This is a genomic window from uncultured Arcobacter sp. (assembly GCF_937982575.1).
Taxonomy (GTDB): domain Bacteria; phylum Campylobacterota; class Campylobacteria; order Campylobacterales; family Arcobacteraceae; genus Arcobacter.
This window is the reverse complement of sequence record NZ_CALJLR010000002.1, coordinates 1-23,614: the sequence shown is the minus strand read 5'-3', so window position 1 is coordinate 23,614 and position 23,614 is coordinate 1. Positions and strand designations below refer to the sequence as shown.

Sequence of the window (23,614 nt, the reverse complement as noted above, 5' to 3'; positions counted from 1 at the left end):
ATATGTATGATGACATTTGTTTCTAATAAATTATATATTATTGCATGGTTAATAAAAGCTTTTGTTACTATTTTTATAGCAATGGGTTTAGAATATTTATATTATGGATTAGATCAATTTTCATATTATGTTACTGCAATTTATGCTCCTGAAAGTCATCCTTTTTTCAAGACAAGTATTGGAACTATAATAGGTTTGAATGCATTTTTTGTAAAAGTCTTTGGAGAAAGTTTATATTCATTAAAACTAGTAAACTCTTTTATCTCTTTTTGTGCATTAATTCTTTTTCATAAGTCTTATTTACTTATTGGAAAAGAGTATAAGAATAACAAAAACGATAATTTACTATCTTATATATTGTTTTTTGTACCTACAGTATTGCTCTGGACATCGCTATTAGGAAAGGATGCTCTAATTTTATTTCCAATATCATTATTTACTTACTCTTCTTTAAAACTCATTAATAAAATTACACTTTTTAATATTATATTATTTTTGATTAGTTTCATTTTAGCATTTTATATTAGACCTTGGATTCCACTAATTATGCTAAGTTCCATAGTCGTTTATAATATTAAATTTAATAAAATATCTTTAATATTAATAGTTGTATCCATTCCTGTTCTTTATTTTATTTCAATGAAGTTAATGGTTACTCTTAATATTGAATCATTTGACAGCCTAATGAACAGGGTAGGACAATTACAACAAAGTTTTTCACGAGGAAATAGTGCAGTTAATTTGCCTATAATAAAAACCCTGTGGGATTACATTTATTATTTTATACCAAATGCATTTATTACACTTTTTTTACCATTGCCATTTCTGGGAACCTCTAATATATTCCTATGGTTTTTTTCTTTAGAAAATTTACTTTTATTGTATGTTTTTTTGAGATATATAGCTTGGAATATTAAACTGATTATTTTTGATAAGTATGCACGATTTTTATTATTTTTTATTATTTCTTGGTTATTGTTATATGTAATTGTATCTCCAGGTAATTTAGGTACAGCTATGCGATATAAAGTGCAGATAATACCAGTTATTTTGTTACTTGCTTTATATGCAAGGAATTTTAAAAATGGAATTTTAAAAAATGGATATAAAAATATAGATGAAAATTAAAACATTAATAATTGGTAAGAGAAGTAATTTATCAAATAAATTAAATTATGCAATAAAAGATTCTGAGTTAATTGCAAGTAAATCAATTCTTGCTGAAGAATTTTCTTTTGGAAAATATGTTAATTATGATGGTATTAATATTATAATTAATACTTTTCATCCAACTTTAAAGTTCGATGAGTTTAATAAACCAAAAGAATATATAGAAAATAGTATCTATGTACTTTCCTTAATATTGAATCAAATTTTAAAAGAAAATTTTAGTAAAAAAATTAATAAAATCATTTACTCAAGCAGTGCATCTGTTTATGGAAATAATAATTATTGTTATGAAGATAATAGTTTAATACCTATGAATCTACCTGCTTCACTTAAAATATCATCTGAAAAACATTTAGAACAATTCTGTGAAAATTTAGAGATTGATTACACTATAGCACGAATATTTAATATGTATGGGGGAGATGATAATTTCTCTGTTATATCAAAAATAATAAAAGCTGCAAAGGATAAAAAAAAGATAACATTGATTAATAATGGCACTTCGATTAGAGATTTTATTCATGTGGATGATGTTGTTTTATCATATGTAAGGATTTTAAAAAGAAAAAAAGTCACTTGTTTAAATATTGCAACAGGGAAAGGGGTTTCCGTAAAAATGATTTTAGATTATTTAGAACTCCACGGTTACAGTATTGAATATAAGAATATTGAGAAAAAGGAAATTAAAGTATCTACTGCAAATGTAAGCAAACTTAATGACTTAATTAATGTGGAAAAATTTCAACGTGTACTCTCTTTTATTGAAACTAAATTAAAGGAAAGTAATATATTATGAAAAAAGTGACTTTTTTTATTAATTCATTAGCCGGTGGTGGTGCAGAGCGTATTTTATGTACAATCATTAATGATTTACATACAAATTTTGATATAACACTTGTTTTAATGGAAAAAGTTATTGAATATAAAATACCAGATGATATTAAAATTATATATTTATCTGATAAAAAACACTCTTTGACAGGTATAAGTAAATTTATAAATTTATTGCTATTTGCATACAAGTTTGCAAAAGTTTCAAATGAAATTCATTCAGATATAACATTTTCATTGACTACTCGCCCAAATCTTATAAATATTTTATCAAAATTATTTTTTAAAAAAAGTAAAAGTATTATTTATGAAGTTGCAACCCCTTCTGTTCAGTATCAAGAAAATTGTTTTTCTTCTTTTATTGTTAAAAAGATGATTATGCATATTTATCCAAAATCAGATTTAGTACTTGCAAATTCATATGGTGTTGCTAATGATTTAAGTGTGAATTTCTTAAATCAATTGCCAGTTCAAACAATTTATAGTCCAATTGATATTGACTATATTGTTCAATCATCTCAAGAAGAAATTAGTTTTTTACAAAAAAATGAGAATTTAAAGTTTATCACTGTTGGAAGATTAGATGAAGGAAAAAATCATGAAATGATGATAAAAGCTTTTTCACAAATAAAAAATAAAAAAAGTACTTTATATATACTTGGTGAAGGTGTATTAAAGAGTAAACTAAAAGATTTAGTTTCATTATTAAATCTTCAAAATAGAGTTGTTTTTTTAGGCTTTGACTATAACCCATTTAAATATTTAAAACAATGTGATATTTTTTTATTTTCATCAAATTATGAAGGATTTCCTACAGTATTAATTGAAGCACTTTCTTGTGAGTTACCTATCGTAAGTTCAGATTGTAATAGTGGTCCCAGAGAAATTCTAACTGAAAAAAAAGAATGTATTCAAATTTCAAATAAAATTGATATTGCAGAATATGGTATTTTAACGCCAATTAATAATATATCTTTATTTCAAAAAGCAATTGATACCCTAATTTCAGATAAAACATTGTACGACAAGTATAAAACTGCAGCATTGAAAAGAGCTAGACAATTTTCCAAAGAACAATCTATTCAGAGATTAAATAAAATTCTTGAAGATATAAGGGTTTAATATGTGTGGAATAGCAGGTTCAATAAATTTTGATGATACAATAAAAGAGAAAATATTTTCTAGTTTAAATCATAGAGGGCCAGATGAGAATGGATTTTATGAATTTAAGAATATTAATCTTATGCACACGCGATTATCAATTCAAGACATATCACATGGACATCAACCTTTCCATTTTGAAAATTTATCTATTGTGTTTAATGGTGAAATATATAATCATTTAGAAATAAGAGAAAAGTATTTAAAAGAGTTTTCTTTTAAAACTGTTTCTGATACTGAAACACTATTGATTTTATATTCAAAGTATAGAGAAAAAATGTTTGAATATCTTGATGGAATGTTTGCTTTTGCTATTTTAGATACAAAATTAAACTATATAATTTTAGCTAGAGACCGTTCAGGTAAAAAGCCATTATATGTTTATAAAAATGATAAAAAGTTATTATTCTCAAGTGAACTTAATGCCCTTAAAGAGACGATATCACTAGAAATAAATGAAGATAATATTAATAAATATTTACGAACAGGTTTTTTCTATAAAGAAGATACACCATATATGAATGTTTTTGAAGTAAATGCAAGTGAATATTGCATTATTGATATTACGCATGTAAATATTGTAAAGAAATCTTATTTTAACTTATTGGATTATTATAAAAAAACGACTACTGTGAATTTTGATGAATCAATGATTCAACTTGATAAATCGTTGCATAAAAGTGTCAAAGACAGATTACTCTCTTCTGATTTAGAAGTAGGAGCATTTTTAAGTGGTGGAATTGATAGCTCTTTAATTGTAGCAATTGCAAGTCAATACAGTGAAAAGCTTAAAACATTTACAGTGAAGTTTGATGGTGCATTTGATGAGTCTCATTTAGCAAAACTCACTGCACAAAAGTATGGAACTGAACATAAAGAGATTAACATTTCTATGAATTTAAAAAATGATATTGAAAAAATTCTTTATAACTATGGTGAACCATTTATGGATAGTAGTGCAATACCAAGTTATTACGTTTCCCAAGAAGCAAAAAAGTATGTTACTGTTATTTTAAACGGAGATGGTGCAGATGAACTTTTTGCTGGATATAGAAGATATGTTCCAATAGCAAATAATTGGATTAAACTTGCCTCATATTTTTCATCAGTTATTAAATTATTACCAAATACACATACTAAAAAATCTATGTATAATTATTTTTATAGATTGTTAACTATGTCAAGCAAGAGTGGACTTGATTTTTACCTAAGTGCAACAAATGATATATTTGAAGATGTATATAAGTTTCATAATAATGGCATGTTTGATAGTATGAATACTTTTATAAATGATATATCTAATCAAGATATAACAGAATTATCAAAGATACTTTTAATGGATTTTAATCTTATTCTACAAAGTGATTTATTAAAAAAAATGGATATTGCAACAATGGCTCATTCTTTAGAAGGAAGAAGTCCATTTTTGAGTAAATATATGCTTGAGTTTGCTCCAACATTAAATGATAGTTTTAAGATAAAAGGTACAACAACCAAATACATTCTTCGAGAATTAGCTAAACAGTATTTGCCAAAAGAACTTATAAATCAGCCTAAAAGAGGATTTGAAGTTCCCTTAAAAAAATGGGTTGAAAATGATTTAAAAGAGAATATTTTTGATATATTAAATAATAATTGTTATAGTCAAAAGTTTATTGAAAAAGAATTTATTAATAAGCTTTTAAATTATAAAATAAATGTTTCAAACGAGAAAAGAGCAAAAATGTTGTGGACTTTATATAGCTTAGAGATATGGAAGAAGAATCAATAATGAAAATAGTAGCAATCGTACTAAACTCATCTTGGCAAGCTTATAATTTTCGCCTTAATTTAGCAAGAGAGATAAAAAATTCTGGCTATAAAGTTATTTTTATTGCACCTTATGATAATAAATATAGTGAATTTTTAAAAAAAGAGTTTGAGTTCTTTCATATTTATATTGATCCAAAAGGTATAAATCCAATTGGTGATTTTAAAACATTAATATCATTTTATAAATTATATAAAAAAATTAAACTAGATATGGTCTTAAATTTTACAATTAAACCTAATATTTATAGTTCAATTATTTCAAAAATTTTAGGAATAAAGTCAATTAATAATATAACTGGTCTTGGTACTGTATTTATTAAAAAATCTATTGTTACAACTATTGTAAAACTTTTATATAAAATTTCATTAAGTTGTTGCTCGAAAGTTTTTTTCCAAAATAATGATGATAAAAGTTTATTTTTAAAAAATAAATTAGTAAGTGAAAAAAAGTGTGGTTTAATTCCAGGCAGTGGAGTAGATACGAAAAAATTTACTCCAATTTTAAATAAAATTGAAAATACTAATTTGAAATTTCTAGTTGTAGCTCGTGTATTAAGAGATAAAGGGATATATGAATATATTGATGCAATAAAAATTATAAAATCAAAATATGAAAATATTGATTTCCAACTTCTAGGAGAAGTTGGGGTTCAAAATAAAACAGCTATTTCAGAAGAAGAATTAAATGAATGGGTAAATCAAGGATTAGTTGATTATTTAGGTACAAGTGATAAGGTTCAAAATATATTAAAAAATGTTAATTGTGTAATTTTACCATCTTATAGAGAAGGAACTCCACGAAGTTTATTAGAAGCTGCCTCAATGGAAAAACCTATTATTACAACAAATGTTGTAGGTTGTAAAGAAGTTGTAGAAGATGGAGTTAATGGTTATTTGTGTGAAGTTAGAAGTTCAGAAGATTTAGCTAGGAAAATAGAAATGTTTATAAATTTACCTTGTGAAAAAAAATTAGATATGGGAAAAGAAGGAAGAAAAAAAATGCTAAATGAGTTTAGTGAAAGTATTGTTATCAAAGAATACTTAGATTCTATAAAAGAAATTTTAAGATAATGATTTATTTATTATTAGTAATTATCTCTTTTGTTCTTACTTTTTTTATAAAAAATTATGCTATTAAAAAATCTTTAGTAGCTCATGTAAATGAAAGAAGTTCTCATACTGTTCCTATTCCTCATGGAGGAGGAATTGCAATCGCTATTACATGGTTTTTAGGAATTATTTATTTATATGTAAACAATGAGATAGAAATAAATCTTTTTTATGCTTTGATGATAGGAGTAATTATTTCAGTTGTTAGTTATCTAGATGATTTATTTGAACTTAGTGCAAAGGTTAGATTAATTACTCAATCTTTAGTTGCATTACTAGGACTTATATTGCTAGGTGGATTAGATAGTATAAGTTTTGGTTTACTTGATATAGATAATTTTATTTTTACTAATATTTTTGCTTTTTTTATGATTATCTGGTTTATTAATCTTTACAACTTTTTAGATGGGATTGATGGTTATGCAGGGAGTGAAGCTATCTTTTTATCACTCGCTGGATTTATATTATATGGAGGAAGTCATTTTTTAATTCTAATTGTAGCGGTATTTGGATTTTTAATTTGGAATTGGCACAAAGCAAAAATATTTATGGGAGATGTTGGTAGTACTTTACTTGGATATAATGTTGCAATATTTACTATTTACTATGCAAATAATGATAATAAAAATTTATGGATATGGATTATTTTATTTGGAATCTTTTGGTTTGATGCTACATTAACCCTCTATCGAAGAAAAATAAATGGTGAAAAATTAAGTCAAGCTCATAAAAAACACGCTTATCAAAGACTTACTCAAAGTGGATGGAGTCATAGTAAAGTTACGATTTATTCTATTGTAATAAATATGATATTATTTTTTATAGTCTATTTCTTTTCTAATATATTTATTGCTTTTATTTCTTCTTTAATTCTTTTGTATGGTATTATTTTATATGTTGATAGACAAAAAGGTTTTAAATAATGTTTAAATTTGATAAAAGAATTTTAAATATCTTAGTAATTGCAATTTTAACTTTTATTACATTTTACTGGACTTTTTTTATATTTCATCAATCTCCTCAAATAAGTGTAATAATCGGAGTTATTATTACTAGAATAATATCCTCTTTTTTAATTTATAAAGATTATTCAATATCTTGGAGTAAATCAACTCAAAGAACTTTTTTAATTAAAAGTATTGTATATATAAGTGCTTTCATAGTTTATTTACCTATTTTTTATGGTGATGTTAGATTTGCATTACTAGCAAGTGAACTTTTTTTGTATCTGTTTTCCATAAATTTCTTAATGTATTCATATAATTATTTTACAAATAAGTGTAATACTATAAAAGATAAAACGGTCATAATATATGGAGCAGGAAAAGCTGGAGTTAAATTAAGTGATGAATTTAGAAATAGTAAATATACGATAAAATATTTCGTGGATGACTCTAAAATACTTCAAAAAAGAAGTGTTGATGGTATTCAAATAATTTCTAAGTCCAAGCTAAAAACTATAGTTAAAAATACAAAATTTGATCTTTTAGTTATAGCAATGCCAAGTGCTAATAAAAGTAGGGTTAAATTTATATATGATAAATTAAACCCTCATTTTAAAACTATTAAAATACTTCCTTCTCTTGATGAAATATTACAAGAAAAGGATTATTCTGCACAGTTAAAAGATATCTCTGTCGAAGATTTACTTGCACGTCATCCTAAAGATTTAGATAAGGATAAAATTGAAAAATTTATAAAAGATAAAGTTGTTCTAATTACAGGTGCAGGTGGAAGTATTGGGAGTGAAATAAGTAGACAATGTAAAAAATTTGGAGCTAAACAATTAATTTTATTAGATCATAGTGAATATAACCTTTATCAAATTATTGAAGAGTTATCATGTAAAAATACAATCCCAGTTATGCAAACAGTAAGAAATATTGGTTTTATAGAAAATACATTTAAAAAGTATAAACCACAAATTGTTATACATGCAGCTGCTTATAAACATGTGCCATTAGTTGAAGATAATATTTTAGAAGGTATTTCAAATAATATAATTGGAACTAAAAATTGTATTGACTTATCAATAAAATACAATGTTGAAAAATTTGTTTTAATTTCTACAGATAAAGCTGTTCGACCTACAAATGTAATGGGAACAACAAAACGGGTATGCGAATTATACGCACAGAATGTAATTTCAAAGTCAACTGAGATTGTTGCTGTACGATTTGGGAATGTATTAGGAAGTAGTGGAAGTGTTATTCCTAAATTTAAAGCCCAAATAGAATCTGGTGGTCCAATTACTGTAACCCATCCTGATATTACAAGATATTTTATGCTTATACCAGAAGCCTGTGAATTAGTTTTACAAGCAGCTTCAATTGGAAAAGGTGGTGAGATATTTATTTTAGATATGGGTGAACCTATTAAAATAGTGGATTTAGCTAAAAAAATGATTGAATTAAGTGGAAGAGAAGAAATCCAAATCGAGTATTGCGGATTAAGACCTGGTGAAAAATTATATGAAGAGCTTCTTATCGATGATAGTGATAAAAAAACAGATTATGATTCTATCACAGTTGCAAGTTCAACAAGATTTGATATAAATTTATTAAATAAAAAAATAGAAGAGCTCTTAGTAAGTGATGATAAAATAAAAGTTTTAAAAGAGATAGTTCCTGAATTTAATCACAAATTAAATTAATCTTCTAATAAGTGTGTATAAACTATACATAGTTTTTTAATTTTTTAATGAGAACTTTTATACAGGTGATTTTATGAGCTAATAATTAAATTTATATTATAATCCTAAAATTATAAAAGAAACTTAGGATTGTGATTGAAAAATATTATTTTTAGTGTATTTTTGTTATTTAATATTGCTATGGCAGCTGATAACATAGCATCAAACGATTTCTCAGATGAGTTTAATGATGAAAAGTTAGAAGTTTTTGATCCATTAAGTGGATATAACAGAGTTATGACTTCATTTAATGACAAAGTATATATATATGTATTTGATCCTGTAACAAGAGGATATACTGCTGTTATGCCAGAAGTTGCAAGAACAGGTGTTTCAAATTTCCTTGATAATCTTTTATTTCCAATTAGATTTGTAAATAATTTACTACAATTTAAGTTTGAAAATAGTGCTGAAGAGTTAGGTAGATTTTTAATAAATAGTACCTTTGGTTTACTAGGGTTTATGGATCCAGCAAGTGAACATCTTGGTTGGGAAGCTCATGATGAAGACTTTGGGCAAACATTAGGCTTTTATGGAGTAGGTTCTGGGTTTCATATTGTTTTACCTATTTTAGGACCTTCAAACTTAAGAGATAGTTTAGGATTGGTTGCGGATGGTTATGTTTCTCCTTTAAATAATTTTGGAGATAGTGATTTAAAATATAAGATTCCAAATAATGGTGAAGAAACTATTTATATATCAACTTCAAAAAATATAAATAAAAATTCATTTCACTTAGGAAGATATCAAGACCTTAAAAAAGATGCTTTAGATTTATATCCATTTTTAAGAAATATATATGAACAAAAAAGAAAAAATGAGATTAAGGAATAATTTTATGTATATGAAGAAGGTTTTATTTTTACTAATTTCATTATTTGTTTTTTCAAATAATATGTTTGCACTTGAAGAGTCTAAAATAAAAGAGATAATGCAAGCAAAAATTGATACAGTAATTGGAATACTACAAGAAAAAACTCAAACAAAACTAGAAAAAACAAAAAAGATTTTTTTTATTATGGATGAAGTTTTTGATTATAAAGTTATGTCTCAGATTGCATTAGGAAGTGATTGGAAAAATTTATCAAATAAACAAAAAGAAGAGTTCACAAAACTTTTTGAGCTGAAATTAAAAAATTCATATATTGATAAGCTAGACCTTTATACAAATCAAAAGATTGAGATAGATGATTTACAAAAACTAAACCCTAAAAGAATTAAATTATTGACTTACCTAATAGGAAAAGATGATAAATATGAGATAGAGTATAAGTTTTTTAAAGCTACAGAGACAAATTGGCTTATATATGATGTTAATATAATCGGTGTTAGTATTATGCAAACATACAGACAACAATTTTCAGGATATTTGAAAAACAACAGTTTTAAAGATTTATTGGTTAGTTTAAGCGGTTCGAATAAGTAGTTTATGAAATCATTTTTTGATAGATTTATTATAAACAGTCCTAAAAGAGTTCTTTTAGGATTGTTTATAATTATTGCAGTTTTAGGTTATTTTTCTACTAAGCTAGAAATTGATGCCTCTTCTCAAACTCTCATGTTAGAAAATGACAAAGATTTAAAATTAACAAGACAAATAAATAAAAGATACAATAATAGCGACATCTTAGTTTTAACACTTACCCCAAAAGATGACTTATTATCTCAAAAAACTATTGACTTAATCAAAGCTATTTCAAGTGATTTGGAAAACCTTTCTCGCGTGGAATCAGTAACTTCAATTTTAACTGTACCAATGCTGCAATCTCCTGTTAGGCAGATAAAAGATTTAGTTGATAAAGTATATCTTTTAGAAGATAAAGAGGTAGATAAAAAACTTGCAAAAAAAGAGTTCTTGACTAGTCCTTTATATAAAAATGCACTTGTTAGTGCTGATTTTAAGACAACTTCTTTAGTGATTAACTTAGCAAGAGATAATAAATATTTTGAGTTTATAGAAAAAAGAAATAGCTTAATACAAAAGCAAAGAGATGGCTCTATTTCAAAAGTTGAAGAAGAACAACTTGAAACATTAAAAACTGAGTTCAAAACTTATAGGGATAGATTAAGAGAATTAGAACATCAAAATATACTAAAAGTAAGAGCTATTATTAAGAAGTATGAAAATGAAGCAACACTGTTTTTAGGTGGTGTTACAATGATTGCTGATGATATTATAACTTTTGTGAAAAATGATTTACTAATTTATGGTTCCAGCTTAGTATTGATTTTAATCATAGTTTTATGGCTAATCTTTAGACAAGTTGTATGGATAACTTTACCCATCTTAATTTGTACACTTTCTGTAGTTGCTACTTCTGGATTACTTGGATTGTTTGCCTGGGAAATTACTGTTATATCATCAAACTTTATAGCACTTCAACTTATCATTACTATATCTATAGTTTTACACTTGATTGTAAGATATAGAGAACTTAGTGGAAAATTTAAACATGCTTCTCAATATAAATTAGTCATTAATACAGTTTTATCAAAAATAAACCCATCTTTTTTTGCTATTATTACTACAATTGCAGGTTTTGGATCACTTGTCTTTTCTGGAATTCATCCTGTTATAAATTTAGGTTGGATGATGAGTGCAGGTATTGCAATGTCATTACTTATTTCTTTTATTATATTCCCTGCTGTTATGATAATGAGTGAAATTAAAAGACCACATAAACAGCTTCAAAACAACTCTTCATTGACAAGTTTAACTTCATATATAGTAGAAAAAAAACCAAAGTATATTTTTATCGCAACAGGAATAATTATTCTGTTTAGTATATCAGGAACTATGAAATTAAAAGTAGAAAATTCATTTATAAATTATTTCAAAAAAGATACACAAATATATAAAGGTATGGAAGTAATTGATAAAAAACTAGGTGGGACTACACCTTTAGATATAATTATAGATTTTAAAGTAGAAAAAGATAAAAAAGAAGAATCTTCATCTGATGAGTTTTCCTTTGAGGATGAGTTTCAAGCAACATCAAACGATGCTCAATACTGGTTTACTCAAGATAAAATGGATTTGATTATGAAGGTTCATAATTATCTAGAAAGCTTAGATTCAGTTGGTAATGTTCAATCTTTAGCAACACTTTTAAAAATAGGTAAAACATTAAATAACGATGTTAATTTAGATGGCTTTAAATTAGCACTTTTATATAATAAACTACCTCCAAAATATAAAGATCTAATACTCTCTCCTTACATAAATATTGAGAATAATCAAGCAAGATTTAATGTGAGAATTATAGATTCCAATCCAAACTTACGAAGAAATGACTTCTTATTAAAAATCAAAAACGATTTAGCTCAAATAGTTCCTTCAAGTGTTGCAAGTTACAAACTAACAAATCTTATGGTTCTGTATAATAATATGCTCCAATCACTTTTTGATTCACAAATTAAAACTTTAGGTTTTGTTGTTGGCATTTTACTTTTGATGTTTATTATTCTTTTTAGGTCATTGAAAATCGCTTTTATAGCGATTATTACAAACATTGTACCAATAGGAATAGTATTTGGGATTATGGGATGGCTAGAAATCCCATTAGATATTATGACTATTACCATTGCTGCAATTAGCATAGGAATAGGAGTGGATGATACAATACATTATATTCATCGTTTTAAAGAAGAGTATAGGAAAGACCATGATTATGTTCAGGCTATGAAAAGGTCTCATTCTAGTATTGGATATGCCATGTATTACACTACACTAGCAGTTGTGCTTGGATTCTCAATCTTAGTTTTATCCAACTTGATACCTACAATATATTTTGGAATTTTAACTGTGATTGTTATGATTACAATACTTAGTTCTGCTTTATTATTACTACCAAGACTATTAATAATCTTCAAACCTTATAATAAATAGTTTTTAATTTTAACTGATACAAATTTGATACTTCTATTCTTTATAATACAAATCTCTATTTATTCATTAAAATAATTAAATTAATTTCTAAGTTATTTAAAATATAAAAAGAGCAATAAATGGACTTTTGTAAGTAATTACGTAACTTATAAGTTACTTTATAAATACAATTAATTACTTTTTAAAAGTTTTATCATTATAATAACAAACTTTATTATTAAAGAGACAATTATCCAAAGGAAAAACTTTGAAAAATAAATCTTTTATTTCTTTTAGTTTATTTTTGATTACTACACTAAGTTTAAATGCTGTAAGCCTCAAAGAGACAGTTTCAAGAGTAATGATTAATAATCCAACTATTCAATCAGAACTATTACACCAAAAAGGTTATGGAAAATATGTTGACGATGCAAAAAGCAATTATTTGCCAACAATTGAGTTAAATGCATATCTTCAAAGTGGTAAAGAGAATCAAGATAGTAAAACTAGTACTACTGATGGTAAATGGGAAAGAGTAGATGGATACAATTCAGAAATAATATTAAGACAATATATTTATGATGGGGGAATTACTCCTTCAAAGGTACGTCAAGCTAAACATGAAGATTTGTCCAATAGATATAGAAGTTTTGATTCTATTCAAAAGACAGTATTAGAATCAATACAAATATATAATAATTTGGTAAAAAGTGATGAAAAACTTAGATTAACAAGAAATATGGTTGAGACAAATGAAGAAAACATGGATATTGCAAAACAAAATGAGCAAATAAGTGGAGAAGTTTTAGAGACATATCAAGTATCATCTAAACTTCATTTTGTAGCTGATAGGTATTTAGTTGAAGAAGATAATAAAGATACTGCAATAGCCAATTATATAAGATATGTTGGTATAGAGCCTGAAGGAAAAACTTGTAGACCTGTTATAGATGAAACAAATATTCCAAAAACATTACAAGAGGCCATAAGAATTGCAGTTTTGAATAATAATAAAATTTTAGAACAAATTGAAAAAATAAAAGCTCAAAGGGAGAAAATTGCTCAAGCAAAAGGCGAGTTTTTACCTAAATTAAATCTTGAATTTAAAGCTTCTATAGATAAAGATTTAGATTTAGAAGAGAATGGGAAAACAAAAAGTTATTATGGAAGATTAAATTTTAATTGGAATTTATTCAATGGAAATAAAGATAATAATGCAACACAGCAAGAAAGAATTTTTTTAAATGAACAAAAAAAGAATCTAGATGATATTACAGGAGAAATAATCTCACAGGTTAAATCGTTATATGGAAAACATCTAAAATACACAGCAAGAGTTATAGAAGTTCAGAACTATGTACAAGCAAATGTAAATATAGTAGATGTTTACAAAGACCAATTTATGGCTGGTACTAGAACATTTATAGATATATTAAATGCTCAAAGTGAACTATATGAATCAATAAAAACATTGATTGATTTAGAATATATTTTATTAGATAATTATTATCAATTATTGTATAATTTTTCTTCATTAAGTGATAATATACTCTCTTCAAAAAATCAAAACTGTGAAGAGATAGAACCTAGAGCAATAGAGTTTAAAGCAAAAAAACAGCATAAAGATATGGATTTGGAACTTAATGATTTAATTAACAATACAGAGAGTCCAATAATTGAATCTTATAATTTAACGCATAAGGAAGATACTAGTATGACAGAGATTGAAACTGCAATTACAGCAATGGATTCAAAGAATTAATTGTAGTTTTTATTAGGTAAAGTATTGAATTTTATATCCAAACCCTGATATGTTTTTAATACTATTTTTACCTATTTTTTTTCGTAATTTATTTAAAAGATTTTTTAAAGCAGAATCTGTTGCATTCTCATCATCTTCCCACATATATTCTTTTATCTCTTCATGTGAGACAACTCTTTGGTCATGAATTATTAGATACTCCAATAATTCAATCTCTTTTGATGTTAATGCAATCTTATTATCTTTATTTATTCTGTATAGGTTTTTTTCAATAAAATTATAAAAAATATCATTTTCAAAATTTAAAAGGTACTTCCCATCATCAATTATTTCATCTGCAACTTTATGTAAAGCATTTTGTAAAACATTAAAATCAATAGGCTTAACTAAATAATCAACAAGTTTTAATCTAGTAGCTTCAAGTAAATACTCTTTATCTGTGGATGCACTTAGTAAAATTACAGGTATTTTTTGATCAAACTGGCGAATCTCTTTTATAAAGTTTATGCCATTTTGTTTTGGAAGATTAATATCACAAATAATTAAATTAATGTTTTTATTTTTTAAAATCTCCAAGGCACCTTCTGTACTTGGAAGGTCGATAATATCATTTACCAGTAACTTTAAAGTTTTTATTATGTTTATTCTAATATTCTCTTCATCTTCAATATATAATAAATTTAACTCTTTTAAAATCTTATTTTTTAGCAATTTATTATTTTTTTCTGACAGGTCGTTTATCATTTATTAACCTTTTTTAGGTATACTATTAACTATATTTACGAACATAAGTATATAATAAAATAATTTATATTTGAATATTTTAGGAAAGAAATTGAGAAAAAATTTTTATTTAACCATAATAATCTATTTTACTTTAATAATAAACCTAAATGCAGTAAGCCTAAAAGATACAATCTCAAAAGTAATAACTAACAATCCATATGTATTATCAGAACTACAAAACCAAAAAGGGTATAAAAAATATGTTGATGATGCAGAGGGGAATTATCTTCCTACAGTAGATCTTGATACATATTTAGAAAGTGGCAAAGAGAGTCTTGATAGAAAAAGTTCAACTACAGATGGAGAATGGAGTAGAAAAGATGGTTACAACGCTGCAATTACTTTTAGACAATACCTTTATGATGGAGGAATAACTCCTGCGCAAGTTAATCAAGCTAGACATGAAGAGTTAGCCAATAGATATAGAAGCTTTAATGCAATTGAAACAACAGTATTTGAAGCTGTAAAAATATATACAGAATTAGTAAAAAGTGATGAAAAATTAAAACTTACTAAAAATATGGTTGATACAAATGAAGAGAATATGAACACCGCAAAAGAGAATGAACAAATAAGTGGTGAAGTATTAGAGACTTATCAAGTGGCATCAAAACTGCATTTCGTAGCTGATAGATATGTAGAAGAAGAGGATAAAAAAGATACTGCAATAGCTTCATATATAAGATATGTAGGAAGTAAACCAACAGGCAGAACATGCAGACCAGTTATAGATGACGCAAAAATTCCCAAAACAGTTGAAGAAGCGATAAAACTTGCAATACTAAAAAACTACAAAATCCAAGAACAAATAGAAAAAATAAAAACACAAAGAGAAAAAATAGCTCAAGTAAAAGGAGAGTTTTTACCAAAATTGAATCTTGAACTTAAGGCTTCTATTGATGAAGACTTAGATTTGACAGAGGATGGAACAACTAAAAACATTTATGCAAGATTAAATTTAAATTGGAATCTATTTAATGGTAATAAAGATAAAACTATTACAGAACAAGAAAGAATCTTTTTAAATGAACAAAAAAAGATCTTAGATGATATTACAAATGAAATAGTTGCACAGATAAAATCATTGTATGGAAAACATCAAAAATATCAAGCAAGAATGATTGAAATTGAAAAATATGTAAAAGCAAATGTAAATATTGTAGATGTATATAAAGATCAATTTTTAGCAGGTACAAGAACTTTTATTGATATATTAAATGCTCAAAGTGAACTTTTTGAATCAATTAAAACTTTGATAGATTTAGAATATATAGCAGTAAATAATTACTATGAATTGTTATATAACTTCTCTTCTTTGACAGAGAGTATACTCTCTTCTAAAAATCAAAACTGTGAAGAGATAGAACCTAGAATAATAGAGTTTTCAGCAAAAAAACAGAATAAAGAGACTCAATCTGAACTTAGCGATTTAATCAGTGATATGGATAGTTCATTGATAGAATCTTTTAATTTAAGCCAAGAAGAGTACAAAGAGACTGAACCTATAAAAAATAAGCCAAAAGTAGAAAAACAAGAAGTAAAAAAAATAGATAAATTAGCCAATAAAAATAAAACAGAAGAATTAAAACAAGATGATATAGATGAATCAAAAAATAACTATACTATCAACATAGCAAGTTTTTCCTCAATGAAAAGAGCCCAAAACTTTTTATCAAAAAATGATTTATCAAATAAGGCTTTTGTATATAAACATGGCACAGATAAAATAAATTTTAGAGTTGCTTATGGAGTTTATAAAAGTTTTTCCGATGCAAAATCAGATATGAAAAACTTTAATGAAAAAATATTAAAAAATAGACCATTTATAAGTAAAATAAAAAAAGACCAAGAAAACACAGTAGTAAAAAAAACTAATGAAAAGATAGAACCTAATCTTAGCCAGACAAATAAAAAAGAGACTAAAAATAAATTAGTAAGTAGTAATACAAAAGAAGCAATTGAAGAAGAGTCTAAAAAAAAAGATTTGGAACAACTAGTAGCTGAAGCACAACAACTTTTAAATAATGACCCCTTAGAAAACAAAGATATAGAAGCTTTAAAAAATGAGCTTGCAAAAGAAGATTTTGAAAAACCAAAAACTACAAACTTTTTATTGGCTGCATCAAAAGATGAGTTTACTATTAATTTAGCTACCTTTAATACACTGCAAAAAGCACAAAAATTTGTCTTAAATAATAAATTGATAGACCATGCATTTGTTTATGAATTTGGCGCAGATAAAAAATATGCAAAAGTTATATATGGCATTTATAAAACTTCTAAAGCCGCAAAAAAGGATATTAATAAGTTCAGTAAAGAGATTCTAAAAAATAAACCAATTATAAATAGAGTTAAAAAACACCAAGAGTTATATAAAAAATATAATTAATAAATTTACAAAAAAGGGCTAACTTGAGTAATACAGAAAACAACAATCGTGATTTACATACTTTGCAAGATAGACGGGAAGTTGACACTTTATTGGAGTGTTTGCTATTTTTAGCCAAATATCATAAAAGAGAAACTTCTGCAGATTCATTAAAGTTTAATCTACCTATTCACAATAGATCTTTTGATGTACCCATGTTTATAAAGGCCTCTAAAAGAATAGGACTTACTACAAAAATAGTAGAAAGAGAAAGTATTGAAAAACTTACAAAATTAGCCTTACCAGTTGTTCTATTATTGGATAAAGATAGATCTTGTGTCCTTTTAGATTATGATGTAGAAAATTCAAGTGCAAAAGTTATACTTCCAGGTGTTAGTTCTGGTGAGACTGAGCTTCCTTTGGATAAATTAAACTCTGAATTTACAGGTGAAGTAATAATCATAAAACCAGAGTTTAACTTTAATAATAGGTTAGATAAAGAGATTCTTGTAGAGACACCTAAAGAGTGGTTTTGGGGAACTTTATTTAGAAATAAAGCTATTTACAATCAAGTAATAATAGTATCCCTATTTATAAATATTTTTATACTAGCAACTCCATTATTTACAATGAATGTTTATGATAGAGTTCTTCCAAATAATGCAATTGAGACAATGTGGGTACTTTTTATTGGTATTAGTGTTGTGATGTTATTTGATTTTCTTATGAAAATTTTACGGTCATATTTTTTAGGAATCGCAAGTAAAAGAACAGATACCATTATTTCAAATAGAATTTTTAACCATGTCTTAAATATAAAAATTGACTCAAAACCAGCCTCAACAGGACAATTTGTTAGTAGATTACAATCTTTTGAAAGTGTTAGAGAGTTTTTTACAAGTGCAACAATTGCAGCTTTAGTTGATTTTCCTTTTGCAATACTATTTTTAATTGTTATATTTTATATTGCTGGACCATTAGTCTTAATTACACTTGCTACAGTTATTATATCAATAGTTTTATCTTGGTATATGCAAAGACCTTTAAAAACAATTATTGAAAGGTCTGTAAAAGAAGAGCAAATAAAACAGACAACCCTAATAGAAACAGTTACTGGATTAGAGATTATAAAGAGTGTAAAAGCACAAAACAGAATGAGAACAAACTGGGATCATAGTGTTGGAAAAACAGTACACTATGCAGATAAAGGACAATTTTTATCTCAAAGTATAAGTTTTTTCACTGCATTTCTTTCGCAGTTTTCCAACATAGCAATAGTTGCAGGTGGAGTTTATTTGGCAAGTAAAGGTGATATTACAATGGGTGCGATTATTGCTGCCATGATGTTAAATGGAAGAACTATTGCTCCCGTTTCTCAGTTAGTATCTTTAATAGTTAGATATGATAAAACTATGCTTTCCTTGAATAATTTAGATGAAATTATGAGAATGCCAGTTGAAAAAGATAATAAAAATTATATTAGTAGACCAGATTTAAATGGAGATATAGAGTTTAAAAATGTAGATTTTTCTTATAAAGAGAGTAATTATCAAATCTTAAAAAGTCTAAACCTGACAATAAAAAGAGGAGAAAGAATTGCAATTTTAGGAAAAATAGGAACTGGAAAATCTACTCTTTTAAAACTTATTATGAATTTATATGAGCCCAAAAATGGTTCAGTTTTAGTTGATGGAGTTGATGTTCGACAAATAGATCCTATTGATTTAAGAAGCTCCATTGGAGTTGTGCCTCAAGAGCCATTTCTGTTTATGGGAACAATAAAAGACAATATCACAATTGGTGAACAATATGTCTCTGATGAAGAGTTATTGCAAGTATCAAAAGTGGCTGGATTAGATGAGTTTTTAGGAAAACATGAAGCTGGTTTTGATTTAATGGTAGGTGAAAGAGGTGATGGATTAAGTGGTGGTGAAAAACAGAGTGTAACACTTGCAAGAGCACTTATCTCTGACCCAAATTATTTAATACTTGATGAACCTACTAACTCAATGGATAGTCAAACTGAAAAGGCTTTTATAGATAAGTTAAAAAATATAATCTTAGATAAAACTGTTATTGTAGTTACCCACAAAACATCAATATTAGAACTTGTTGATAGGGCAATTATATTAGATAATGGAAAAATAGTTTTTGATGGTCCCAAAGAAGATTTATACAAATTAAATAAAGGTGGCAACAATGAATAAGAATAAGCAATCGCCACAAGAAGTAAAATCAAATGAGAAAAATAGTGGTTTTTTTGGCTGGTTTAAAAAACTTTATGGTCTAAGAGGTGATGAAAACGAAGATTTAGAATTTATTTATACAAGTTATTCAAATGCAAATGAGAGTCCAAGTAAGAGATCAAATGTTTTGTTTTTATTTATTATATCTTTTGTTAGTATAGCAATAGTTTGGGCAGCTGTAGCAGAATTAGATGAGTTAGCAAGAGGTAATGGGAAAGTAATACCAACTGATAAAATACAAAAAGTACAATCCTTAGATGGTGGGATAATCTCTGAAATCTTAGTTAAAGAAGGGCAAATAGTAAAAAAAGGTGCCCCTATTATGAAAATTGATACAACAAGGTTTCAAGCAACTTTAGAAGAGAGTAAGCAAGAGTATTTAAGTTTATTAGCTATTAAAGAGAGATTAATGATTGAAGCGAATCTTGATTTAAATAAAGATTTACCAGAGCTAACATTTCCCGAAGAAGTTATCCAAGATAAATCAAGATATGATATTTTAGAAAAAACTTTATTAATAAATAGATTCAATGAATTAAAGTCTTCAGTTAGAGTTTTAGAGACACAAGTTGGACAAAAAGAACAAGAGTTAAAAGAGATAGAAAATACTATCAAAAACTTAAGTAAGAGTTATAAGTTAATCAAAGAGCAAAGAGTTACTATACAACAACTAGTAAATAGAGGCGTAAAGTCAAAATATGAATTACTTGATATTGAAAAAGAGTTCAATAAAGTTGCAGGTGATTTAGAAGCTGCTTTATTATCTGTAAAAAGGTCAAAACTTGCTATTTCTGAAGCAAAAAACAGAATGGCAGAAAAAATAAACTCTTTTAAAGCAGAAGCCTCTAATACACTTCAAAAAACTGCAAGTGAAATAAATAAGTTTGAAGCAAGATTAGTTGGTGATAAAGATAAAGTTGCAAAAACAACTATAACCTCTCCTGTTGATGGAATTGTAAAACAGTTGTATTATAATACTATTGGGGGAGTTGTCCAACCAGGTGTTGATTTAATAGAAATTGTTCCAGAGAGTAATCTTTTAGTTGTAGAAGCTAAAATTGATCCAAGAGATATTGCATTTATAAATCCAAGTCAAAAAGCAATAATAAAAATAACTGCATATGACTTTTCTATTTATGGCGGGCTTGATGGTCAAATCATAGAGATATCAGCAGATAGTATTATTGATAAAGAATCAAAAGAGGGTAAAAGTTATTATAGAGTTTTAGTTAAAGCAGAAAAAAATTATTTAGAAAGAAATGGTGTGAAACTTCCAATTATCCCAGGTATGGTGGCTTCTGTTGATATTATTACAGGTAAGAAAACAATACTTGATTTTATATTAAAACCAATTCTAAAAGCTAAACAAAACTCTATGCATGAAAGATAAAAAGGAGATTTTATGAAAAAACTTTTTTCCATTTTCTTACTTCTATTACTTATTGTATTTAATGGTTGTATCTCAAAAGATGAGTCAATTGTTGTCAGCCAAGATGGCAATTATATGTTTTATGAAAATTCAAATTCAGATATACAAAAAAATAGTTATGAAGAGATATCTGTTTTAGATAGTGCAGATGATAAAAATGTCAATACTGAACATTTACATCTTCTTAATTTTCATTGGCTTCACAATAGCTATGGGAAACTTTTTTCAATAGTTAAAAAAGATGGTAAGTATGGAATTATAAATGAGAAAAATGAGTTTTTGGTAAATCCAGATTATGAATCTATTTCCACTATTTATAATGGATTTTTTATTATCAAAAAAGATAATAAATATGGATACTTAAATGAGAAGTTTGAAATAATACAAGAGCCATTATATTTAGATGCAAAAGAGTTTTCAAATAATGTTGCTTTTGTAAAGTTTTCAAATGAAAAATGGGGATGTATTTCCAATAAAATGAAAGTTCTGATTGAAGGGAAGTTTGATGAAATTTTTCCTTTTATAAATTCATATGCAAGAGTTATAAATGACGATAAATGGGGTTTTATAAATCAAAAATGTGAAATTGTAGTTGAACCAAAGTATGATTTTGTAAATAATTTTTATTCAGATTTTACAAAAGTTATTTTGGACAAAAAAGTTGGATATATAGGTAAAGATGGAAAAGAGATTATAAACCCAACTTTTACAAGTGGTCAAAATTTTAATGAGTAACTATGAATAAAGAAAAAGAAGCAAAGTTCTACGAACTTTTAAAAAAGAATAAAGAGTTACAAAATATTATTAACAAAGAGATAGAAAAAAATAGAGAAAAAGATAAAATAATGTTTTCTCAAAATAAAATGGCTGCATTGGGAGAGATGTTAAATAATATTTCTCATCAGTGGAGGCAGCCACTTATGGAATTGTCTTCTTTATTCATCCCACTTGAGGGTAAAATAAATTTAGGTGTTAAAGTCGAACAAGATGAAATAAAAGAGTCAATTGAAAAGTTAAATGACATAACTAAATATATGTCAAATACAATAGATGACTTTAGAAATTTCTTTGCTACAAATAAAGAAATAAGTGAATTTAAACTCTTAGAACAAATAAACATAGCATATAAACTAATGAGTGGAAGCTTTAAAGCAAATAATATTTCACTTGAAATATTTGTAAGTAAAAACCCTAAAGTACTTGGTTATAAAAATGAGTATACACAGGTTTTAATAAATCTACTTAATAATGCAAAAGATGCCTTAATACAACGAAAAATAGAAAATCCAAAAATAATAATAAGAGTAAAAGAGTATGAAAAAGAGATTATATTAAATATTGAAGATAATGCTGGTGGAATAGATGTAAGTCCACTTGAAGAGATATTTAAACCTTTTTTTACCCATGGAAAGAAAAACGGTACTGGTATTGGACTTTTTATGTCAAAACTGATTATAGAAAATAATATGCATGGAAAACTTCTAGTTAACAATACAAATAATGGTGCAGAATTCAAAATAATTACCTACAAAAAAGATCAAAAATAATCCACAAAATAAAAATAATAAAAAGAATTATAAAATAGCTTGCTTTTTTATAATATAGAGACTTTTTAGAGACTTTTTTTTCATATAATTAAGAAAAATAGTCACGAAAAAAGGATCTAGTTATGATGAATCTTATTTTAAAACAACCAAATGGAAGTTATGAGGTAATAAAAGTTGATAAAGATATGGTTTTTGACCCAAAAGAGGGGGAAGGCTTTTATTTTGATAACTTTTCAGGTTCTGATTATGTAGTAAATTTAATTAATGGTGGTAGTTCAATAGAACTTGTTTTAGGAACTGAACCTCCTATTAAATTAGTATTCAATGGTATGGCTGACCTAATTAAAGCAAACAGTTCAAATCCAGATGCACCCAAAACAGTATTATCTATCATTAATGATGCTGAGGGGATTTATGATTTACAACAAACTGTTTTAAATCCTGAATTTAAAGGTGATGACGTTTATGCTTCTTTACGTGAACTTTTAGATCAAAATTTAGCTTCTGCAGATAAATCAAATGGTGTATTAATTGATGATTTTGGTGTTTTAACTGAAGCATTAAGTGCATCTGCTGCAGGACAAGTGGTATCTGATTCATCTACTACTCCATTTGCTAGAAATGAAGATAGCGGTTTAATTTTTGGAGGAAGAGCAGATAGACCTACGGGAAGTAGAAGTTCAAGAGCTTCATTTAATAGTACAGATGACCAAAATACACCCGATCCTGTAAATCCTACACCTCCTACATCTCCTACAGCTTCAACTGGAGTTGTTGTTGCAACATTAACATCAGCAATTACAGGAAATGAAGATGGAGCAACTGTTACATA

The 23,614-nt window shown here is 26.3% G+C and carries 18 protein-coding genes; 17 read left to right on the top strand and 1 reads right to left on the bottom strand.

The window, feature by feature from the left end:
* Positions 1–81 precede the first annotated feature (81 nt).
* The 11 genes from Q0617_RS00130 (at position 82) to Q0617_RS00080 (ending at position 14,406) form a co-directional block, all read left to right on the top strand.
* A complete protein-coding gene (locus tag Q0617_RS00130) occupies positions 82–1,128 on the top strand; it encodes a hypothetical protein (protein ID WP_298749195.1) in 1,047 nt (348 codons plus the stop codon).
* Positions 1,118–1,966 carry an NAD-dependent epimerase/dehydratase family protein gene (locus Q0617_RS00125; RefSeq protein WP_298749193.1) on the top strand — a complete coding sequence of 283 codons (849 nt, stop codon included), beginning with the start codon at positions 1,118–1,120 and terminating at the stop codon, positions 1,964–1,966. Before Q0617_RS00130 ends, Q0617_RS00125 begins: the two co-directional genes overlap by 11 nt.
* On the top strand, positions 1,963–3,123 hold the full coding sequence (locus Q0617_RS00120; RefSeq protein ID WP_298749191.1) for a glycosyltransferase: 1,161 nt from the start codon (positions 1,963–1,965) through the stop codon (positions 3,121–3,123). The genes Q0617_RS00125 and Q0617_RS00120 overlap by 4 nt, the downstream gene beginning before the upstream one ends.
* Before the next feature lies 1 nt (position 3,124).
* Positions 3,125–4,933 (top strand): asparagine synthase (glutamine-hydrolyzing), encoded by a 1,809-nt coding sequence (gene asnB / locus Q0617_RS00115; protein WP_298749189.1) that lies wholly within the window; start codon positions 3,125–3,127, stop codon positions 4,931–4,933.
* Complete coding sequence (locus tag Q0617_RS00110) at positions 4,915–6,045, top strand: glycosyltransferase family 4 protein (protein WP_298749187.1); 1,131 nt, start codon at positions 4,915–4,917, stop codon at positions 6,043–6,045. Before asnB ends, Q0617_RS00110 begins: the two co-directional genes overlap by 19 nt.
* Positions 6,045–7,007: a glycosyltransferase family 4 protein gene (locus tag Q0617_RS00105; protein ID WP_298749185.1), complete on the top strand. Its 963-nt coding sequence runs from the start codon at positions 6,045–6,047 to the stop codon at positions 7,005–7,007. Before Q0617_RS00110 ends, Q0617_RS00105 begins: the two co-directional genes overlap by 1 nt.
* Positions 7,007–8,737, top strand: a complete 1,731-nt coding sequence (locus tag Q0617_RS00100) for a nucleoside-diphosphate sugar epimerase/dehydratase (protein WP_298749183.1) — start codon at positions 7,007–7,009, stop codon at positions 8,735–8,737. The genes Q0617_RS00105 and Q0617_RS00100 overlap by 1 nt, the downstream gene beginning before the upstream one ends.
* A gap of 135 nt (positions 8,738–8,872) precedes the next feature.
* Positions 8,873–9,610 (top strand): VacJ family lipoprotein, encoded by a 738-nt coding sequence (locus Q0617_RS00095; protein ID WP_298749181.1) that lies wholly within the window; start codon positions 8,873–8,875, stop codon positions 9,608–9,610.
* Positions 9,611–9,614: 4 nt separating this feature from the next.
* The gene (locus tag Q0617_RS00090; protein ID WP_298749179.1) at positions 9,615–10,202 is read left to right on the top strand and encodes an ABC transporter substrate-binding protein; all 588 of its coding nucleotides are present in this window, start codon (positions 9,615–9,617) and stop codon (positions 10,200–10,202) included.
* 3 nt (positions 10,203–10,205) lie between these two features.
* Positions 10,206–12,665: an MMPL family transporter gene (locus tag Q0617_RS00085; RefSeq protein WP_298749177.1), complete on the top strand. Its 2,460-nt coding sequence runs from the start codon at positions 10,206–10,208 to the stop codon at positions 12,663–12,665.
* 247 nt (positions 12,666–12,912) lie between these two features.
* Positions 12,913–14,406: a TolC family protein gene (locus Q0617_RS00080; RefSeq protein ID WP_298749176.1), complete on the top strand. Its 1,494-nt coding sequence runs from the start codon at positions 12,913–12,915 to the stop codon at positions 14,404–14,406.
* A 12-nt stretch (positions 14,407–14,418) separates the two neighbouring features.
* Here the strand turns inward: Q0617_RS00080 and Q0617_RS00075 are convergent, their stop codons facing one another.
* Entirely contained in the window at positions 14,419–15,150 is a 732-nt protein-coding gene (locus Q0617_RS00075; protein WP_298749175.1) for a response regulator transcription factor, read from the bottom strand.
* Positions 15,151–15,241: 91 nt separating this feature from the next.
* Between Q0617_RS00075 and Q0617_RS00070 the strand changes: the two genes are divergently transcribed.
* The 6 genes from Q0617_RS00070 to Q0617_RS00045 all read left to right on the top strand — a co-directional run.
* Positions 15,242–17,581: a TolC family protein gene (locus tag Q0617_RS00070; RefSeq protein ID WP_298749174.1), complete on the top strand. Its 2,340-nt coding sequence runs from the start codon at positions 15,242–15,244 to the stop codon at positions 17,579–17,581.
* A gap of 23 nt (positions 17,582–17,604) precedes the next feature.
* Positions 17,605–19,767 (top strand): type I secretion system permease/ATPase, encoded by a 2,163-nt coding sequence (locus tag Q0617_RS00065; protein ID WP_298749173.1) that lies wholly within the window; start codon positions 17,605–17,607, stop codon positions 19,765–19,767.
* The gene (locus Q0617_RS00060; RefSeq protein ID WP_298749172.1) at positions 19,760–21,196 is read left to right on the top strand and encodes an HlyD family type I secretion periplasmic adaptor subunit; all 1,437 of its coding nucleotides are present in this window, start codon (positions 19,760–19,762) and stop codon (positions 21,194–21,196) included. Before Q0617_RS00065 ends, Q0617_RS00060 begins: the two co-directional genes overlap by 8 nt.
* Before the next feature lie 12 nt (positions 21,197–21,208).
* Positions 21,209–21,970, top strand: a complete 762-nt coding sequence (locus Q0617_RS00055; RefSeq protein WP_298749171.1) for a WG repeat-containing protein — start codon at positions 21,209–21,211, stop codon at positions 21,968–21,970.
* A gap of 2 nt (positions 21,971–21,972) precedes the next feature.
* Positions 21,973–22,782 carry a HAMP domain-containing sensor histidine kinase gene (locus Q0617_RS00050; protein WP_298749170.1) on the top strand — a complete coding sequence of 270 codons (810 nt, stop codon included), beginning with the start codon at positions 21,973–21,975 and terminating at the stop codon, positions 22,780–22,782.
* 122 nt (positions 22,783–22,904) lie between these two features.
* Positions 22,905–23,614 (top strand): hypothetical protein (locus Q0617_RS00045; protein ID WP_298749168.1); only part of this gene is annotated, 710 nt, incomplete at its 3' end.

Excerpts from the sequence above, each read along its gene's own strand:
- Q0617_RS00120 (WP_298749191.1), top strand. The coding sequence starts at position 1,963 with ATGAAAAAAGTGACTTTTTTTATTAATTCATTAGCCGGTGGTGGTGCA.
- Q0617_RS00130 (WP_298749195.1), top strand. The coding sequence starts at position 82 with ATGGGTTTAGAATATTTATATTATGGATTAGATCAATTTTCATATTAT.
- Q0617_RS00090 (WP_298749179.1), top strand. The coding sequence starts at position 9,615 with ATGTATATGAAGAAGGTTTTATTTTTACTAATTTCATTATTTGTTTTT.
- Q0617_RS00100 (WP_298749183.1), top strand. The coding sequence starts at position 7,007 with ATGTTTAAATTTGATAAAAGAATTTTAAATATCTTAGTAATTGCAATT.
- asnB (WP_298749189.1), top strand. The coding sequence starts at position 3,125 with ATGTGTGGAATAGCAGGTTCAATAAATTTTGATGATACAATAAAAGAG.
- Q0617_RS00050 (WP_298749170.1), top strand. The coding sequence starts at position 21,973 with ATGAATAAAGAAAAAGAAGCAAAGTTCTACGAACTTTTAAAAAAGAAT.
- Q0617_RS00105 (WP_298749185.1), top strand. The coding sequence starts at position 6,045 with ATGATTTATTTATTATTAGTAATTATCTCTTTTGTTCTTACTTTTTTT.
- Q0617_RS00110 (WP_298749187.1), top strand. The coding sequence starts at position 4,915 with ATGGAAGAAGAATCAATAATGAAAATAGTAGCAATCGTACTAAACTCA.
- Q0617_RS00075 (WP_298749175.1), bottom strand. The coding sequence starts at position 15,150 with ATGATAAACGACCTGTCAGAAAAAAATAATAAATTGCTAAAAAATAAG.
- Q0617_RS00085 (WP_298749177.1), top strand. The coding sequence starts at position 10,206 with ATGAAATCATTTTTTGATAGATTTATTATAAACAGTCCTAAAAGAGTT.
- Q0617_RS00125 (WP_298749193.1), top strand. The coding sequence starts at position 1,118 with ATGAAAATTAAAACATTAATAATTGGTAAGAGAAGTAATTTATCAAAT.
- Q0617_RS00055 (WP_298749171.1), top strand. The coding sequence starts at position 21,209 with ATGAAAAAACTTTTTTCCATTTTCTTACTTCTATTACTTATTGTATTT.
- Q0617_RS00060 (WP_298749172.1), top strand. The coding sequence starts at position 19,760 with ATGAATAAGAATAAGCAATCGCCACAAGAAGTAAAATCAAATGAGAAA.